The sequence below is a fragment of the Pseudomonas sp. GW821-FHT03C07 genome (genome assembly GCF_059420925.1).
In genome coordinates this window covers 318,935-337,453 of sequence record NZ_JBWKUQ010000005.1, presented here as the reverse complement: position 1 = coordinate 337,453, position 18,519 = coordinate 318,935, and the positions used below count along the sequence as shown (strand labels likewise).

General features: G+C 64.3%; 12 protein-coding genes and 1 riboswitch. Of the genes, 3 read left to right on the top strand and 9 right to left on the bottom strand.

Going from position 1 to position 18,519, the window contains the following annotated elements:
• Nucleotides 1-52: 52 nt before the first annotated feature.
• Nucleotides 53-1,378, bottom strand: a complete 1,326-nt coding sequence (locus AC07VG_RS13255) for a sigma-54 dependent transcriptional regulator (RefSeq protein ID WP_495002162.1) — start codon at nucleotides 1,376-1,378, stop codon at nucleotides 53-55.
• Between the two features lie 359 nt (nucleotides 1,379-1,737).
• Here AC07VG_RS13255 and AC07VG_RS13250 point away from each other — a divergent pair, with 359 nt between their 5' ends.
• Nucleotides 1,738-2,001: a hypothetical protein gene (locus AC07VG_RS13250; RefSeq protein ID WP_100943402.1), complete on the top strand. Its 264-nt coding sequence runs from the start codon at nucleotides 1,738-1,740 to the stop codon at nucleotides 1,999-2,001.
• Nucleotides 2,002-2,383: 382 nt separating this feature from the next.
• Here AC07VG_RS13250 and AC07VG_RS13245 read toward each other — a convergent pair whose 3' ends face one another.
• From AC07VG_RS13245 to cobW, 4 genes are read right to left on the bottom strand one after another with little or no spacing between them, the layout of a single operon-like run.
• Entirely contained in the window at nucleotides 2,384-2,995 is a 612-nt protein-coding gene (locus AC07VG_RS13245; RefSeq protein ID WP_495002161.1) for a vWA domain-containing protein, read from the bottom strand.
• Between the two features lie 35 nt (nucleotides 2,996-3,030).
• A complete protein-coding gene (locus tag AC07VG_RS13240; protein WP_495002160.1) occupies nucleotides 3,031-4,062 on the bottom strand; it encodes a magnesium chelatase ATPase subunit I in 1,032 nt (343 codons plus the stop codon).
• Nucleotides 4,063-4,074: 12 nt separating this feature from the next.
• A complete protein-coding gene (gene cobN, locus AC07VG_RS13235; protein ID WP_495021320.1) occupies nucleotides 4,075-7,848 on the bottom strand; it encodes a cobaltochelatase subunit CobN in 3,774 nt (1,257 codons plus the stop codon).
• A gap of 3 nt (nucleotides 7,849-7,851) precedes the next feature.
• The gene (cobW, locus tag AC07VG_RS13230; RefSeq protein WP_495002158.1) at nucleotides 7,852-8,919 is read right to left on the bottom strand and encodes a cobalamin biosynthesis protein CobW; all 1,068 of its coding nucleotides are present in this window, start codon (nucleotides 8,917-8,919) and stop codon (nucleotides 7,852-7,854) included.
• Between the two features lie 95 nt (nucleotides 8,920-9,014).
• Nucleotides 9,015-9,233: riboswitch (cobalamin riboswitch) on the bottom strand.
• Between the two features lie 90 nt (nucleotides 9,234-9,323).
• Between cobW and AC07VG_RS13225 the strand changes: the two genes are divergently transcribed.
• On the top strand, nucleotides 9,324-10,616 hold the full coding sequence (locus AC07VG_RS13225; RefSeq protein ID WP_495021319.1) for a glycosyltransferase: 1,293 nt from the start codon (nucleotides 9,324-9,326) through the stop codon (nucleotides 10,614-10,616).
• Nucleotides 10,617-10,619: 3 nt separating this feature from the next.
• Here the strand turns inward: AC07VG_RS13225 and AC07VG_RS13220 are convergent, their stop codons facing one another.
• Both AC07VG_RS13220 and cobF read right to left on the bottom strand, forming a co-directional pair.
• The gene (locus AC07VG_RS13220; protein WP_495002156.1) at nucleotides 10,620-12,953 is read right to left on the bottom strand and encodes a glycoside hydrolase; all 2,334 of its coding nucleotides are present in this window, start codon (nucleotides 12,951-12,953) and stop codon (nucleotides 10,620-10,622) included.
• A 159-nt stretch (nucleotides 12,954-13,112) separates the two neighbouring features.
• Nucleotides 13,113-13,868, bottom strand: coding sequence for a precorrin-6A synthase (deacetylating) (gene cobF, locus AC07VG_RS13215; RefSeq protein WP_495002155.1), 756 nt, complete (start codon nucleotides 13,866-13,868; stop codon nucleotides 13,113-13,115).
• A 128-nt stretch (nucleotides 13,869-13,996) separates the two neighbouring features.
• Here cobF and AC07VG_RS13210 point away from each other — a divergent pair, with 128 nt between their 5' ends.
• A complete protein-coding gene (locus AC07VG_RS13210) occupies nucleotides 13,997-14,902 on the top strand; it encodes a helix-turn-helix domain-containing protein (RefSeq protein ID WP_495002154.1) in 906 nt (301 codons plus the stop codon).
• 125 nt (nucleotides 14,903-15,027) lie between these two features.
• Here the strand turns inward: AC07VG_RS13210 and metC are convergent, their stop codons facing one another.
• Both metC and AC07VG_RS13200 read right to left on the bottom strand, forming a co-directional pair.
• A complete protein-coding gene (gene metC, locus AC07VG_RS13205) occupies nucleotides 15,028-17,784 on the bottom strand; it encodes a cystathionine beta-lyase (RefSeq protein WP_495021318.1) in 2,757 nt (918 codons plus the stop codon).
• Nucleotides 17,785-17,893: 109 nt separating this feature from the next.
• A complete protein-coding gene (locus AC07VG_RS13200) occupies nucleotides 17,894-18,493 on the bottom strand; it encodes a cysteine dioxygenase family protein (protein ID WP_495002152.1) in 600 nt (199 codons plus the stop codon).
• Between the last annotated feature and the right edge of the window lie 26 nt (nucleotides 18,494-18,519).

Below are 18,519 nucleotides of genomic sequence, written 5' to 3'. Positions count from 1 at the left end.
AAAGCCCGCAACGTGCAAACGTTGCGGGCCTTTTCGTTTCGCTTACCGCGCCTTAGCGGATCTGGTGCTTGTGCAGCAATCGGTAGAAAGTCGGGCGTGATACCCCCAGTACGCGGGCGGCGACGCTCATATTATCGCTATGTCGGTTCAATACATCGCACAGCGCCTGGTGCTCGGCACGGTGCACATAGTCCTCCAGCGTACCCATGGGCGCGCTGTCGCAAGGCAGACTGTCCAGCCCCAGGTCCCGGGCCTCGATCTGCCGCCCTTCGGCCAGCACCAGCCCGCGCCTGACCCGATTGGCCAGCTCGCGGACATTGCCCGGCCAGGCATGGTTGCCCAGGGCGACCAGCGCCTCTTCACTGAAACTCCGCGGCCGGCGCCCGGTTTCCAGACTGTAGAAATGGGAAAAGTGGTTGGCCAGCATCGCCACATCGCCATGCCGCTCGCGTAGCGGCGCCGTCATCACTTGCAAGACGTTGAGCCGGTAATAGAGGTCTTCACGGAAACGTCCGGTACCGATGGCCGCCTCCAGATCCACATGGGTCGCCGCCAGCACCCGTACATCCACCGCGATAGGCTGGCTGCCGCCGACCCGCTCGATATGCTTTTCCTGCAGGAAGCGCAATAGATTGGCCTGCAACTCCAGCGGTAAGTCGCCGATTTCATCGAGGAACAAGGTGCCGCCGTTGGCCGCCTCGATCCGCCCGACCTTGCGCTGGTGCGCCCCGGTAAAGGCGCCCTTCTCATGCCCGAACAACTCGGACTGGATCAGGTGTTCCGGAATCGCCCCGCAATTGATCGCCACGAATGGCTTGGCGTGGCGCTGGGACTGGCGGTGCAGGGTCCGCGCCACCAACTCCTTGCCAGTGCCGCTTTCCCCGCGAATCAACACCGGCGACTCGGTGGGCGCCAGTTTGCCCAGGAGTTTGCGCAACTCGCGGATCGACCGGCTATCGCCGAGCAGTTCGTGCTCCGGCTGGTCGACATGGATCGAACCCTGGCCGCGCAAGCGCGCCATGCCGAAGGCGCGACCCAATGTCACCTGTACGCGGGAAACATCGAAGGGCAAAGTATGAAAGTCGAAGAACCACTCACAGACAAAGTCACCGACGTTCTGCAAACGCAGCACTTCCTGGCTGAGGACCGCAATCCACTCGGTGCCGCTGCGGCTGATCAGGTCCTTGACCGCCTCGGGGCGTTCGAGATGAAAAGGTTGCAGGCGCAACAGACCCACATCGCAGGAACGGTCGCCGGCGACGTCCAGATTGCAGCTGTCGACATCCCAGCCCACCATGCGCAAGCCGGGGAGCAAGCGATGACAGTCATCGCAAGGATCAACCACCAGCAGGCGTCTGAGCGGAACCGCTTCTTGCATGACTGATCCTTGGCGCCATAATTTCAAATATTTATTAGAAACAATCAGTTGGCAAACCTGTCTGTAACACTAGCAAAAATTTGACGCGATCTTGTACCGTTTGGTTATAAACCCGGCGACAAACCAGCGTTATATCCAGAAGCCCTGTACCAGAGCTTTTGCGCCCTTGCTGCGAACTCATCGGGGTTGGTCTGGTCGAAACAACGCTTGAACTGAGCAAGTGAAAAAAAGTGAAAAAAACTTTACGACTTGTGTGACCTGATGCCGGTGTTGGGACATCAGTACAAGTAACCGACCGAGACGGTGAGCCCAAGCCGACGGTCCAACGAACTGTTTGGGCATACTTGAGAGAAAAATCCATGAACGCCCCGCTCCGTATGAACGAAGCACTTCTGATGGCCGGCCAGGCCCTTAAACCATTCCAGTGTGTTGCCTGGGTGGCGCAAGACAAAGGTGAACTGAGCCTGACCGTGATCGACCGTACCAACAACAGCATCGGTCGCCAGCAGATTCCTTGCAGCGCCTACTCCGACTCCGAGCAACTGGTCAGCCTGCTGCAACAGGCCCGTGCGGAGTTGAGCCAGAAAGGCTACGACCTGCAGCCTTGGACCTTGTCGGCCTGAAGCGCCTCCAGAGAACACTGCAAGATCTGTAGGGGGCGACGCTCGATTGCCAGCAATGGCGATGCAAGCCGTACGGCCGCCATCGCCGGCAAGCCGGCTCCCACAGTTGATCGAGTTCCCCGCAGGATATCGCCGTACCTCCTGTAGGAGCTGGCTTGCCAGCGATGAGGCCCTTGAGCCTTGCGCCGCTCACACGCCCGCCATCGCCGGCAAGCCGGCTCCTACAGTTGATCGAGTTCCCCGCAGGATATCGCCGTACCTCCTGTAGGAGCTGGCTTGCCAGCGATGAGGCCCTTGAGCCTTGCGCCGCTCACACGCCCGCCATCGCCGGCAAGCCGGCTCCTACAGTTGATCGTGCTCCCCAGCAGGATCGCAGAGCCTGTCAGAGTGTTGAAAGCTCTTCGATATGCAGGTACTGCGCGCTCAGCTCCGCCGCCAACTGCACAGCGCGCCCCAGGCGGATCGGGCCTTTTTCCAGGTCCACCAGCAACGCCTGGCAGTTGAAGACCGGCAAGCCCGACCAGGCTTTCAAGCGCCCATCCGTCAGCAACAACACCCGCTGCCGTTCAGCCCCATGGCGCCGCTGTCGCTTGCTCAACCAATCCGCCGCTTCCGCCAGTGCCGCCTGCAACGGCGTTCCGCCTCCCGCCCCCAGGCCGTCCAGCCAACCGCGCAAGTCACTCGAAGCCTTCAAGCCCTGCAGCTGCCAGCGGGGCCGATCACCGCTGACGGTCATCAGCGCCAAACGCGCCCGTTGCCGGTAAGCATCGTCAAACAACTGCGCCAGCAAGCCTTTGGCGTCACTCAACGCTTGGTGCCGGCGGGTCGACGCCGACGCATCGACAATCACCAGCCACAGTTCATGGGGCGCACGGCTGCGCGGACGAAAGCGCAAGTCCTTGCGCGAACGCGGGCGCCCGCCCAACAAGGTTTCCACCCAACTGATCGCGCCGCTTTCGCCGGCCCGGCTGACGCCTTGACGCCCACCAGACAAGTGACCTGAGCGAGGCCTGGCATCCGCCCCCGGCTTCAGTCGAGGGCGGATGCCTGGGGCTTTTTTGGCCAGCTCGGAATTTCCCGACGTGCACCGACCGGCAAGGCCTGGGCCGGCAGTTCACCCCATTGCCCCTGACCCGGACTCGGGTCCGGCTCGCTCGCCGCCTGGGGCGACGCGCTCGGATTCGAAGCCGGTGTCGATGTTGGCGGCATCCGCTCACGACGGCGATGACGCAGGGCAAACTCGGCCACCGCCTCGATATCCTCGGCAGCGATCTGTCCGGCACCGCGCCAGGCCGCATGGGCCCGGGCGGCACGCAACCACACCAAGTCCGCGCGCAGGCCGTCGACACCCGCCGCAAAGCAGCGCTGGGTAATCGCCTCCAGAGCCTGGTCATCCAGGGCGATCTCCGGCAATCGGGCCCGGGCCTGGCTACAACGCTCGCGCAAGGACTCCTGCGCCGGCGCCCACTGTTCGCAGAAACCTTGCGGATCGCTATCGAAGTCCAGGCGCCGACGGATAATCTGCCCGCGCTCGCTCGGCGGCGTCTGACCACTGAGCACCACGTTCAGGCCAAAACGGTCGAGCAACTGCGGGCGCAACTCGCCCTCTTCCGGGTTCATGGTGCCGATCAGTACAAATCGCGCCGAATGCTGGTGGGAAATACCGTCGCGCTCGACCCGATTGACGCCGCTGGCGGCGACGTCCAGCAGCAGGTCCACCAGATGATCGGCCAACAGATTGACCTCATCGACATAAAGCACCCCGCCGTCGGCCTTCGCCAGTACGCCAGGGGAAAACTGCGCCCGACCTTCGCCCAACGCCGCGTCCAGATCGAGGGTACCCACCAGCCGCTCTTCCGTCGCCCCCAGCGGCAGGGTGACGAACAAGCCACTGGCCAGCAGATCCGCCAGCCCACGGGCCAGGGTCGACTTGGCCATGCCCCGCGGGCCCTCGATCAGCACGCCACCGATCTTCGGATCAATCGCCGTCAGGCACAGCGCCAGCTTCAGGTCGTCAGCACCGACCACGGCCGACAGCGGGAAATGCGGGGTATCGCTCATGACTTGCACACCTCAGGAATCTTCTTCTATATCCAGCAGCAGGTTTTCCAGCGCCTCGCGGTACGCGCCGGGCTCGCGCCACAAGCCGCGCTGCTGGGCTTCCAGCAGACGCTCGGTCATGTCGCGCAATGCCGCGGGATTGTGCTCGCGGACAAAGTCGCGGGTGTCCGGGTCCAGCAGATAGGCATCAGCCAGCAAGGCGTACTGGTGATCGTCAATCAGGCCGGTAGTGGCGTCGAACGCAAACAGATTGTCGACGGTCGCCGCCAGCTCGAACGCACCCTTATAGCCATGGCGCTTGACCCCGTCGATCCATTTCGGATTCGCCGCCCGCGAGCGGACAACCCGGTTCAACTCGTCCTTGAGCGTGCGGATCTTCGGCAGGTCCGGCTGACTGTGGTCGCCATGATAGCTGGCAGCCGGCGCGCCGCGCAGGGTTTCCACCGCCGCCAACATGCCACCCTGGAACTGGTAGTAGTCATTGGAATCGAGCAGGTCGTGCTCGCGATTGTCCTGGTTTTGCAGCACTGCCTGGACCTGGCCCAGCCGCTGCGCAAACTGCCCGCGCGCCGCCGTGCCTTCATCCTGGCCGCCATAGGCATAACCGCCCCAGTTCAGGTAGACCTCGGCCAGGTCCGCGCGGCTCTGCCACAAGCGCCCGTCAATGGCGTTCTGCACCCCGGCGCCATAGGCCCCCGGCTTCGCGCCGAAGATTCGCCAACCGGCCTGGCGGGCCGCCTGTTGCTCATCCAGGCCTTCGGCCTGCAACTGCTCGCGCTCCTCGCGGACCCTGGCGGCCAGCGGATTCAACTCCGCCGGCTCGTCCAGCGCCGCCACGGCCTGCACGGCGGCGTCGAACAGCCGGATCAGGTTGGCGAAGGCATCGCGGAAAAACCCGGAAACCCGCAAGGTCACATCCACCCGCGGCCGGTCCAGCAGGCTCAGGGGTAGGATCTCGAAATCGTCGACCCGCTGGCTGCCGGTGGCCCACACCGGCCGTACGCCCATCAGCGCCATGGCCTGGGCGATATCGTCGCCGCCGGTGCGCATGGTCGCCGTGCCCCAGACCGACAGACCAAGCTGGCGCAAATGGTCGCCATGGTCCTGCAAATGCCGCTCGAGAATCAGGTTGGCCGACTGAAAGCCGATGCGCCAGGCGGTGGTGGTCGGCAGGTTGCGCACATCCACGGAGAAGAAATTGCGCCCGGTGGGCAACACATCCAGGCGTCCGCGACTTGGTGCGCCGCTGGGGCCCGCCGGTACGAAGCGACCCGCCAGGGCGTCGAGCAGACCACTCATCTCCGCCGGGCCACAGGCATCCAGGCGCGGCGCGACCACCGTCAGCAGTCCGTCGATGATCAGCCGGACATCGGCCCAGCCTGCCGTGTCCGGGCAATCGACCTCGCCCCGTAGCGCACGCTCGATCAGTTGCCCGGCGTACAGTTCCAGGCGCTCGCGACTGTCGCCAGCGGTGCGCCAGGTTTCCTCGCTGAGGCTTTGCAACGACTCAGGCCGAGGCCCGTTCCAGGGTTCGCCCAGGGCGCAGTCCAACGGGTCGAAACCCATGGCAAAGGCCTTGGCCAAGGCCCGCAACAAGCTGGACTGGGCGCCACGCCCGTCACCACGGGGAATCCGCAGCAAGGCCAGCAGCGTATCGATGCGCAGGCGCCCGGTCGGCGATTCGCCGAACACATGCAAGCCGTCACGGATCTGCGACTCTTTCAAGTCGCAAAGGTAGGTATCCAACCGTGGCAGCCAGATCGCCGCCTCGGCATCGCTGTCGAGGCCCGCGTCCAGTTGCAGCTCACGATCGATCTGCGTCTCGCGAACCAGCTTGAGAATGTCCCGCTGCAACTCGCGGGCACGCCGCGGGTCGAGCAACTGCGCTTCGTAATATTCGTCGGCCAGCAGCTCCAGGTCGCGCAGCGGGCCGTAGGTCTCGGCCCGGGTCAGCGGCGGCATCAGGTGATCGATGATCACCGCCTGGGTCCGGCGCTTGGCCTGGGCCCCCTCGCCCGGGTCGTTGACGATAAACGGATAGATATTCGGCAACGGCCCCAGCAATGCATCCGGCCAACACTGCTGCGACAGACCGACGCCCTTGCCCGGCAGCCATTCCAGGTTGCCGTGCTTGCCGACATGGATCAGCGCATGGCTGCCATAGGTGTGCCGCAGCCAGAAATAGAACGCCAGGTAACCGTGGGGCGGCACCAGGTCCGGATCATGGTAGACCGCGCTGGCATCGACCTGATAACCCCGGGCCGGCTGGATGCCGACAAAGGTCAGGCCAAAACGCAGACCGGCCACCATCATCCGCCCGCCACGGAACATCGGGTCCTGTTCCGGCCGGCCCCAACGCGCCAACACCGCCTGGCGATTGCTCTCGGGCAGGCGCTCGAACATCACCTGGTAGTCGGCCAGGGCCATGCTCTGCTGGCAAGGCCGCAGGTCCAGGCTATCGAGGTCGTTGCTGACCCCACCGAGCAAAGCCTGGATCAGCGCCGTGCCACTCTCAGGCAACGCCTCGCTCAGCGGATAACCCTGGTCCTTGAGCGCGCGCAGGATATTCAGCGCCGCCGCTGGTGTGTCCAGGCCCACGCCGTTGCCGATCCGCCCGTCGCGGGTCGGATAGTTGGCGAGGATCAGGGCAACGCGCTTGTTCGCATTCGGCACCCGTGCCAGATCGACCCAGCGGCGGGCCAGTTCTGCAACGAAATCCATGCGCTCGGGCTGGGCCCGATAGCAGACCACATCGCTCTGGCTGCGCTCGCTGCGCCAAGCCAAGTCCTTGAAGCTGATGGGCCGGCTGATGATGCGCCCGTCCAGTTCCGGCAAGGCGATATGCATCGCCAGGTCACGGGGGCCGAGGCCCTGCTCGCTGGCCTGCCAACCGGGCTCGTTGTCCTGGGCACAGATGGCCTGGATCACCGGAATATCGCGGCGAAATGGCCGAAGATGCGGGGCTTCGGGGCTGGACTGGGCAAATCCGGTGGTGTTGAGAATCACTGCGGCCGTCACCTCGTCCAGCAGGTCCTCAACCACGCTCAGGCACCCGGGCTCCTTGAGACTGGCCACGGCAATCGGCAAGGGATTGAGCCCGGCCACCAGCAAGCGCTGGCAGAACACATCGACAAAGGCGGTATTCGCCGCCTGCAAATGCGAGCGATAGAACAGCAAGGCCGCGACCGGTTGACCGACCCGCCAATCGGCGCGCCAGCCGGCCAGTCCGGCGTCACCGTGGCGAGGATGATAGATCGCCGTGCGCGGCAACGGCTTCGGCTCGGCCCAGGCATAGTCGCGCTCCAACCAACGACTGGCGAGGCAGCGGTACAGGTCCAGGGCATTGCCCAAGCCACCCTGGCGCAGAAAATGCCAGAGTCGCTCACCCTCCGCGGCGGGTACGTTGCTCAAGTCGCTCAGTTCCGGGTCCGGACGATCGTCCCCCGGCACCAGGATCAGGGTCACCCCGCGCTCGGCCAGTTGCACCAAACGCTCGATACCGTAACGCCAATAGCCGATCCCGCCGTGCAGCGACAGCAGGATGACCCGGGCATGTCGCAGCACCTGGTCGACATAGAGGTCGACCGAGGCATGGTTCTGCACCTGCATGGGATTGGCCAGGCGCAGGCTCGGGTAATCGTCGGGCAGTTGCCCGGCCGCCTCGGCCAGCAGCGCAAGGCTGGAATCGCCGCTGCAGAGGATCACCAGCTCGGCGGGGGTTTGTCCCAGGTCGGCAATATTGTCATCCGACACAAAACCGCCGGGCTGGGTCCTGAGCAGGTGCATGGGTCAGGCGGTCAGCGCGGTGCGCAAGGTCGATTCGAGCAGCGCGGCATCCAGATCCTGGCCAATCAGCACCAGGCGGGTAACGCGGGGTTCGGCCGCCGTCCAGGCACGGTCGAAATGCTTGTCGAAACGTGTGCCTACACCCTGGATCAGCAAACGCATCGGCTTGTTCGGGATCGCGGCGAAGCCCTTGACCCGCAAAATGCCGTGCTTGACCACCAGTTGCGTCAGGACGTCCAGCAGCAGGCTTTCATCCGCTTGCGGCAGCTCCAGGGAGATCGAGTCGAAGGCATCATGATCGTGATCGTCATGATCGTCAGCATCGTGGTGGTGATCGTGGTGGCTGTGACGGCCGTCGATATGCTCCTCGGAACCGGCGCCCAGGCCCAGCAGCACGTCCAGCGGCAGGCGGCCGCTGCTGGCTTCGACGACCTTCACCGCCGGCGGCAGTTCTTCGGCCACTTCCAGGCGCACCCGGGCCAGGTCTTCAGGGCTGATCAGGTCGGCCTTGTTGAGAATCACCAGGTCGGCGCTGGACAGTTGGTCGGCGAACAGTTCGTGCAGCGGCGACTCGTGATCCAGGTTCGGATCAAGCTTGCGCTGGGCATCCACCTGGTCCGGGAACGCAGCGAAGGTGCCGGCGGCCACGGCCGGGCTGTCGACCACGGTGATCACCGCGTCGACGGTGCAGGCACTACGGATTTCCGGCCACTGGAAGGCTTGCACCAGGGGCTTGGGCAGCGCCAGACCGGAGGTTTCGATGAGGATATGATCGAGGTCGCCACGGCGCGCCACCAATTCGCGCATCACCGGGAAGAATTCTTCCTGGACCGTGCAGCAAAGGCAGCCGTTGGCCAGTTCATAGATGCGACCACTGGCCTCTTCTTCGGTGCAGCCGATCGAGCACTGCTTGAGGATCTCGCCGTCGATGCCCAGTTCGCCGAACTCGTTGACGATCACCGCGATGCGGCGGCCCTGGGCGTTGTCGAGCATATGGCGCAACAAGGTGGTCTTGCCCGAGCCGAGAAAGCCGGTGACGATGGTGACGGGAAGCTTGGCCAGTGTTTTCATCGGATGCCCTTTGGCAAAGTGGCGGGCATACGGGACGAGAACCACGGCCCTGGGGCGCGGATGCGTTCGCCACCGGATCACCCCGCCCGGTTGTAGTGAGAAACGGTCACGAGGCAGGTCTCCTGGCTTACGGTCGGGCCGTCGCGGCGCCTTCTGGGCAGCACGCGGTAGACCTGGCCTTGCGCCTTCCCGTCCGCAGACAGTGGCATTGCAGGGCTATCGAACCGTTTACAGTTGCGGGGGCAGCCGCGGCATACCGCGTTCCCTTCTTAGCTTCGGCCGAATGCCGAAGAACCTCGAAGCTGCAAGGCTACGCAGTGCGTCGAGGCAGGTCAATCGCGAGCGTCGCTGTGGTTTAATTGCGCCCCTTTTTCCCGCCCTGCCCGTTTCAAGGAATCGTACTCATGCACGCCACCGACATCACTCAGGTCCTGGTTATCGGTTACGTCTGGCCGGAACCGCGCTCGTCGGCGGCTGGCGGCCACATGATGCAGATCCTCGAGAGTTTTCTCGACGCCGGCTGGCGCGTCACCTTCGCCAGCCCCGCCGCCGTCGGCGAACACAAGGCCGACCTGGCGAGCCTGGGTATCGAGGAGTGTCGCATCGAGCTCAACAGCAGCAGTTTCGACAGCTTTGTCGCCGGCCTGCAACCGGATGTGGTGCTGTTCGACCGCTTCATGATGGAGGAGCAGTTCGGCTGGCGCGTGGAAAAACACTGCCCCGAGGCCCTGCGGGTGTTGGAGACCGCGGACCTGCAAAGCTTGCGCGATGCCCGCCAACAACAGCTCAAGGCGCGCCTGAAAGACGATCAGGACCAGAATGACTTCAGCAGCCTGTTCGCTCCCGATCAGCGGCAGGTGTTCCAACAGATGAGCGAAACCGATCAGGCCCAGCGGGAAATCGCCGCGATTTACCGTTCGGACCTGAGCCTGATGATTTCCGATGTCGAGTCGCAGTTGCTGGTCGAACAATTCAAGGTCCCGGCGGCGTTGCTGCACTGGTGCCCGTTGATGATCGACACACCTGTGGCGGCCTATCGCGATTTCGACGAGCGTGCGCATTTTCTCAGCATCGGCAACTTCCGCCACGCGCCGAACTGGGATGCCGTGCTCTGGATGAAGACCACGCTCTGGCCGCTGATCCGCCAGCAGTTGCCCACGGCCCAGCTGCAGATCTATGGCGCCTACACCCCGCCCAAGGCCACCGCGCTGCACAACCCCGCCCAGGGTTTTCACATCATGAACTGGGCCGAGGATGCCCTGGACGTCATGGCGGCGGCGCGCATTTGCCTGGCGCCATTGCGTTTCGGCGCCGGGATCAAGGGCAAGATCATCGACGCCATGCTCTGCGGCACGCCGAATGTCACCACCCCCATCGGTGCCGAAGCCATGCACGGTGGGCTGCCCTGGGCCGGCGCCATCGAAACCAGCGCCGTCGCCCTGGCCCAAGCGGCCGTGCGCCTCTACCAGGACCGCACGCTGTGGCAGCAGGCCCAGGCCAACGGCCAGGCGCTGCTCGCCGCCCGTTACGAGCGCCGGGTCCACGGCCCCGCGCTGATTGCCCGGATCCAGGCCTGCCGCCTCGACCTCGCGGCCCACCGCCGGGACAATTTCACCGGGGCGATGCTGCGGCATCATCACCACAAGAGCACCCAGTACATGTCCCAGTGGATCGAGGCGAAAAACCGCGTCGACTGATGTTCAGGAGGCGCCGAGGACCTGGCGGATCTCGATCAGTTGCGCCGGCTCGCCGGAGACCACGACATGCGCCGACAACGGCGGCAGCTGCCGACCTTCCGGCGTGCGGCTGGGCCGGACGGAAAAGTTGACGGTGATCAGCGTGCCGTCGGCAAAGGTCGAGCGCTGCAGCAGGCGGTCCGCGGACAGGATCTGGAAGTCATCCATGGCCTGGCTGAACAGGCGCTCGTGCAGGGGCCGGAACACCTTGTCGTAGGCGCTGATCAGCGGCAAATCGCGGGAAATCACCTGATCGTTGAGGTGATACAGCGGGGGCACCATGTACAGCAATTGCAGCAACGCCGTGACCTCGCGTTCGCTGGAAAATTTCAGCGAACCGTACTCCCAGTGATGGGTACTGACCAGGCTGTCATGCAACACGATCTGATACAGCGGCAAGCGAAACTCGGCCGAGGTCACGAAGCGCGCCACCTCCGGCTTCAACGGCACCGCCTTGAAATACAGGTTGGGGGTTTCCGGCGGCCAATAGCCGCCCAGGTAATAGCGCGAGCGTTTGTTCTTGCGCATATCCGCGTCCATCCAGGCAAAGGGCTGGGTGGCAATGCCATGGCTGAAGGCGATGACCGGCGCATAGAAGGCCAGCCCACCCTCGCTGCCCGTGACCAGGTCCAGCGCCTGGACCGGATACGCCAGACGCCGGCGGCGCGCCTCGGCATCCTGCACCTGGCTGGTTTCCCGGCCCGGCGTGTAATCACTGAACTCGGGGCCGGCGGCATCGACATCGAGAAAGTAGCTGTTCAGGCGCCCCGCCTGCGCCACGGCGCTGATCCGCCGCTTGGCATAGGCTTCGACACGGCGTGGATTGACGTAGACCCCTCGACCATTGAAGCCCTGGACTTTCTTGCCCTGCTCATCGGTATAACCGGCGGCGGCCAGTTCATCGCCCATCTTCGCGGTCGCCCAACTGGCTTGCAGATTCGACGGATGCGCACTGCCGTAGCTGTCGTAGGCCGACACCAGGTAGCCGGCGGCCTTGGCGGCGTCCACCGCCTCGGGGTGCCAGAAGGTGTCGCGCCAGTCATCGGCGCCCAACCAGGCCCGCGCCAGACCCGCGCCTTGCAAGGCGACAACGGTGTCGAGGGACAACCCACCGCCCCAGCGCTCGGCCGGCGCCAGCAGATCACCAAAGGCCTCGCGCAACTGCCGACGCACCGTTTGCGCCCAGGCCACCTCGGCCTGCGGATCGTGATTGCCGGGCAACGGCGCCCGGGCCTCGCGTACGATCACCGCAGGCAACCCGGAGTTGATCGCCCGGATCACCTGGATCCGGGCAAAAGGCGGAACCTGCTCAGAGGCGCTATCGGCTTCGCCCAGCGCCAGCAAGAAGGCCTCACGGGCCTTGAGTTCGAAGGCCCCCCAGAGCCTGGACGCCAGGTGATCGCTATCGTCGCGGTGGCGGGCAAAAAAGCGTAGGAACTCCGGCCAGTGCAGGACATCGCCAGCCTTCAGCGGCCCGGCATCCCACAGATAGATATGCGGCGCGCCGCCCAGTTGGGCAATCTGCGGTTGGCTGTGGATTTTCTCGCGCAACGAGACGAACTGATCGTTATCCCGCAGCCATTGCCGGTACAGCCGTGCGCCGATCAGCGACTCCCGCGGGCCGACGACAATGCGCACCCGGTAAGGTGCATCGGGGGCCAAGCGATTGAAGGTATGGCCGAGGGTCGGCACGGGGCGACCGTTTTGCTCCTTGATACCAAAACTGGTGTTGAACGGCGTCTCGACGATCCAGGTCAGTGAATAGTCCTTGCGCAGTTCGCTCCAGAACGGCATCGACAGCACGCCGTTGAGCCGCGATGGCTGATAGCGCCGCAGCAGCCAGTCCAGCCATTTCGGATCATCACTGGGAATATAGGCGCCTTCGCCAAACGGAATCGCATGGGCCTCGATCGCCCCGCCGTCGATGGGCCGAGGCCACTCCAGTCGCCCCGGCTGTTGGGCATGCACCGTCACCACCAGGGCCTCCCGGTCCATCCCGACCTCGACCCTGAAATCCTGCTCAGCCTGTCGGACCCGCCAGCGGTTGCCGGTGTGCTCGATGACCTGAGTGTCCTTGTCGAAGGCCGCGGCACTGAGCAGGTCCGGGGGCCGGTGTTCGTCGCGGTGCAGCAAGGACACGGCCAGGCTGGCCGGGTCGATGACAAAGGTACCTGAACGATGGGGCAGGTAGACCAGGGAAGCGCATTCGACCGTCAGGGATAAGGCCGATCCGAGCAGGGTCAGCCAGATCTGCAAGCAGCGACGATCATTCACCCAGCGCGGCGGCGTGGCCTTCATGTTGTCCTCGTCGATTCAGGTGTGTAAACCGACGAACCTTAACTGACAGAGGAGAAAATGCCCTGTAGTCCCCTTCCCCTCGAATCGAGTGAAAACACTAAAAATCTGCGGATGTTGGCGCGGGGCTTGTCGGACCGCCGCACCGCTCCCACACCACAATCAGGACTTCAGTGGCCGGCGCAGCAGGTAACAGTCCATGATCCAGCCCTTGCGCTTGCGCGCCGCTTCGCGCACACGGCGAATCCGCTCGCCGACCTCGTGCAGCTTGCCGGCCACCAGCAGTTCGTCTTCGGTGCCCAGGTAGGCGCCCCAATAGATCTCCAGGTCCTGGTCGGCAAACTGGCCGAACGCACAGCGGGCGTCGAGCATGACCACCACGTTGTCCAGGTCGGCCGCCGCCAGACGCCGCCCGGTGGTGATCAGCAGCGGCTCGCCGATGCGATTCAGCGGAATCCGATGGTGCGCGGCCAGCACCTGGATGCTGCTGATGCCCGGGATCACCTCGACGGCGAACGCCGGACCGCCGAGCGCGCGAACCCGCTCGAGAATCCTCAGGGTGCTGTCATAGAGCCCCGGATCGCCCCAGACCAGGAACGCACCGCACTCATCTTCGCCGAGCTCCTCGTCGATCAGTCGTGCAAACAGGCTGGCCCGCTGCCGATGCCAGTGTTCGACCCCCGCCTCGTAGGACGCCGCCGAGTCCTCGCGCAGCGGATCGCTGACCTGGACCTGCCGGCAGCCGGGCTGTTGGATATAACGCTCGCAGATGGCCTTGCGCAGATTCAGCAGATCGTCCTTGGCCTCGCCCTTGTCCAGCAGGAACAGCACCGCGGCGCGGTTGAGCGCGTTGATCGCCTGCACGGTGATCTGCTCCGGGTGCCCGGGGCCCATGCCGATCAGCAGGAGGGTTTTCATGACTGGCGCTCCAGGTGTCCGGCGCCTGGCACGGGCCCATCTTGGGCACGGTGCAACTGGCGCGATGGCGAGGATGAGGGCATTATCGGCAGGCGCCCACAACAAAAAACGACAAAAAGTAGCCAGGCATGACCCGAGCAGCCCGCGTCACCGACCCCTCCTACGAGTTGATGGACGACCACAACGGCCTGTCGATCATCTATCGCCAGCATGGTTTTCCCTGCCCCCTGGTTCGTTGGCATTTCCACAAGGAATACGAGCTGCACCTGATCGTCGCCAGCTCCGGCAAGGTGTTCATTGGCGACTATATCGGCAACTTCTACCCGCAGACCCTGTTCCTGACCGGCCCCAACCTGCCCCACAACTGGATCAGCCAGGTGGCCGAGGATGAAGTGGTACCCAAGCGCGACATGCTGGTGAACTTCACCGACGAACTGTTCGAAAGCGGCCACCTGGTGTTTGCCGAGCTGAAAGCCCTGACACCGCTGCTGGAACGGGCCCAGTACGGCATCGAGTTCCGTTGCCAGCACACCGTGCGCCAGGCCACGACACTGATGCAACGTATCGCCGACTCCCGGGGGGTCACCCGGCTCGGTCATTTCCTGATCCTGCTGGAACTGCTGGGCAACTGTGACGACTACCAGTTGCTGTCTGGCGCTACCACACCACAACTGGCCGACGAGCACAATATCGACCGCACCAACCGGGCGGTCGACTACATCTTTGCCCACTACGCCCGCGAACTGCCGTTGGAAGAAGTGGCCGAGTACCTGGGCATGAAACCCACCTACTTTTCCCGGGTATTCAAGCAGGCCACCGGCCGTTGTTTCGTCGAATTCGTCAATCGCCTGCGCATCAGCAAGTCCTGCGAATTGCTCGCGGACGGCGACAAGCCAGTGACCGATGTCTGCTTCGAGTCCGGCTTCAACAATATCTCCAACTTCAACCGGCGCTTCCAGCAACTCAAGGGCATGACCCCTTCGCATTACCGGCGCCTGGCGGTACAACGTCTGACCGAGCAGAACCACGGCTGATGACCCGGATTCAGAGGCAGAACGCGGACCTGTAGGAGCTGGCTTGCCAGCGATGAGGCCCTTGAGGCTTGTACCGGCCTTGCGGCCGCCATCGCTGGCAAGCCAGCTCCTACAGGGAGACCGTGCTAGGTGGAGGGTCGTGCCAGGGCGGCAAAACCGCGCTGCAAATCTTCGATCAGCGAGGCAACCGCCTCCAGGCCGATATGCAGCCGGATCAGCGGATTGCGCCTCGGCCCGGCAAACTGCCGGTCGCTCACATCCGCCACCGTTACCAGGCTTTCATAGCCGCCCCACGAAGCGCCCAGCCCGAATAGCTGCAAGGCGCCGATAAAACGCTGCAACTGCCCTGGATCGGCCTCGGCGAACTCGAACGACAACAACCCGTTGCTGCCGCTGAAATCCCGCACCCATAGCGCATGATCCGGGTGCGTGGACAAGGCCGGATGGAACACTTGCCGCACCAGCGGCTGCGTCTGCAACCAGCGGGCGATTTCCAGGCCCTGGCGCTGGTGCACCTCCAGGCGCGCCGCCAGGGTCCGCGCACCGCGTAGGACCAGATAAGCATCGTCGGGACTCACCGTGTTGCCAAAGCTGTCGCTCATCCGCGCCAGCGCCGGCCAAGCGGCCGCGCAGGTACAGACGCTGCCCATGACCACATCGCTGTGACCACACAGGTACTTGGTCAACGCCATGATCGAGATATCCGCCCCCAGGGCCAACGGCCGGTACTGGTAACCCGACCCCCAGGTATTGTCGACCGCCAGCAGGATAGCGCGCGGCTTGCACAGGGCCGCGATGGCCGGCAGGTCGTTCAGTTCGTAGAGCAAGGAGCTCGGCGACTCGCAATAGACCATCCGGGTGTTGGCCTGCAGGCGTGACTCGATATCCCGGCCGTCCGCCGGAAAATAGCCGACTTCAATGCCGAAGGGCGCGAGGAACTCCTGCGCCAGACGCCGCACCGGGAAGTAGACGCCATCGCTAATCAGCACATGGTCGCCCGGGCGCAGATAGGCCAGGAAGGTCTGCGCCACCGCCGCCAGCCCGGTACCGAACAGACGTGTGCGATGGCCGCCTTCCAGCTCCGTCACCAGGTCTTCCAGAGCAAAGGCCGTCGGGTTGCCCCGGGCGCCATAGCTCAGGACCCGTTCGCTGTCGCGGCGGCGGCGGGCGTCACGCATATCCGCCAGACTGTCAAACAGTACGGTACTCAAGCGGGTGACCGGCACGTTCACCGAACGCGGGCCACTGCCCTTGACGGTACGAGCAGCGTGAATCAGCCGAGTCCGTACATCCACTGGCGCCTTGGCGGGTGCCAGCGGCTTCAGGCTGGCGATCTCCGCCGGCGTCATTTGCCCCAGCAGGCCGGTTTCCCAGGCCAGGTACTGGCGCGCCGCGTCCTTGTTGCCGGAATGACGATCGTGGGTGAAAAACAGGAAATCGATGCAACGCTCGTCAGGCAACGCCGACGGGTCGTTGCTCACCGTCAGCCCGGCCGCTTTCCAGGCCGACAGGTCCGCGCGGAAAAACCGCAGCCGCGCCCGCTGGACCTCGGGCAACTCCAGGGCCGCCAACTGCGCCACGGCGATATCGTCCGCCAGTAAAACCAGAGGCCGTTCTTCATTGGCCACTTCAGCGGCCAGCAACGAACGGATCGACCAGCGCGAACCGACCAGATGAGCTTTGCGAAAGGCCATGCTCGGACGCAGATCGATCAGCACCACCGCGCCTTCAGCCAGTTCACGGGACAAATCCCGAGCCTCAAGCACGGGCAGCTCGGGCAACGGCAAGGCTGCAGCCACCGGCAAGCGCAAACCGCTGTACAGTCCGTCTTCCAGTACCCGGGCATCGTGCCCCAACTGGCGCAGCCAGCTGGCAACGACCGGGGCACGCACGCCATCGTCGTCGAATAGCACCAGCCGCGCCTGGCGCACACCGATATACAGGTCGGTGGCCTGGATCAACTGGCCGCCTGGCGTATGTTGCGCGCGGGGCAGGCTGCCGAGGCCAAACTCTTCGGCGCTGCGCACATCGCAGAGAAACAGACTGCCCTCGCCCGCCTGCGCCCAGGCCGTGACCTGCGCCGCCGTGACCGTCGGCACCTCGGCACGCCGGGCCAGCACGCGGGCAGCCTCGCGCTGCTGCTCGATACCGGCCGGCGGTGCCGCATCAGCGTAGCGGCGGGTACTGCCATGCTCCAGTTGCAGGTCAGCCAGGAACCAACCCTGGGTGCCATTTTCCAGGGCATAGACCGGGTTCTTCACCCCAAGGTTGATCAGCGTCTGCGCCCCGATAATGCTGCGGGTACGCCCGGCGCAGTTGATCACGATCGGCGTCGATGGGTCCTCCACCAGATCGTGCAGGCGATAACCCAACTCTCCATTCGGACAGCAGACCGAACCCGGAACGGTCATCTTGCGGTATTCGTCGAACGGTCGACCGTCCAGCAACACCAAGGGTTTGCCCCGGGCCTGCCAGTCGGCCAGTTCAGTCGCGCTGATATGCGGCGTATGGCAGGCTTCTTCCACCAACTCGCCAAAGGCCTTGGACGGCACATGCACGCCGGCGAACAACTGCAAGCCCGCCGCCTGCCAACCGTCGGCACCGCCCTGCAGGATGTGCACCTGCTCATAGCCCAGTGCTTGCAGGCGTTGCTCGGCACGGGCGGCCAGTTCGCCGCCCTCCTGGTCGTAGATCACCAGCCGCACTCGCGGCTCGGGTGCCAGACGACGGACTTCCAGCTCCAGGCGGCTATAGGGCAAGTGCACCCCGTGAAACAGATGAGCCTCACCGTACTGGCCGTGTTCGCGCACATCGAACAGGGCGATTTCGCGCCCGTCGAACAGCCATTGCTGCAACTGTGCCGGTGTAATGGTTTTACTCACAGAAACCCTGCTTTCCAGTGAAGAGGTCATTCCAGCCCCCACGAGCGCTCGTCCGCGGCCAGGATCCCGACTTTCAAGCCATTGGCCGTCGGCCAGTAATGGAGGTCGATCATGCGGCGTAAGCCTTGATCGAAGGCGCCATCTGCGAAGCGTTGTAGTTGAGGATGCTGCCGTCGTCCTGCACGCCATAGCGGCCGTTGAGCGATTCCAGCGGACGCCCGTAGAGATGGAAATGCAGGGTCGCCTGCTCGCCATCGACGCGGATGCTGTGCAGGTCTTCACCGAGGAAGGCGATGGAGGTACCCGGCTGCACCACCACTTCACGCTCAAGCTTGAGCTCGGCGCGCTCAGGGTCGCTGCCGTCGTCAGCGCGGGCATAGACACGGTTGAGTTCCTGGCCTTCGACGGCACTGATCACCGCCCAGGTCTCGTGGTTATGGGCGATGGTGTTCTTGCCCGGCAGCAGCGAGTTGAGGTACAGGGTCGGGGTTTCACCGTCGTCGTTCAGGCGATAGCGGAAGGCGGTATTGCCCTCGCCGGCCACGGGTGCCGGAAAGGTTTCGAAATTGAACAGATCACGGCGCTCGGCGAGAGCTTCCAACAGGGCGACGATCTCTTGCAAAGCGGCGCGGTCGACGCCGCGCTGGTGGATGGCGCGGATCTTCACCAGGAAAGATTCGATCACGTTGGCGCGTTCGGTGGTGCTCATGGGCAGGCTCCTTATCAGGTGGATCA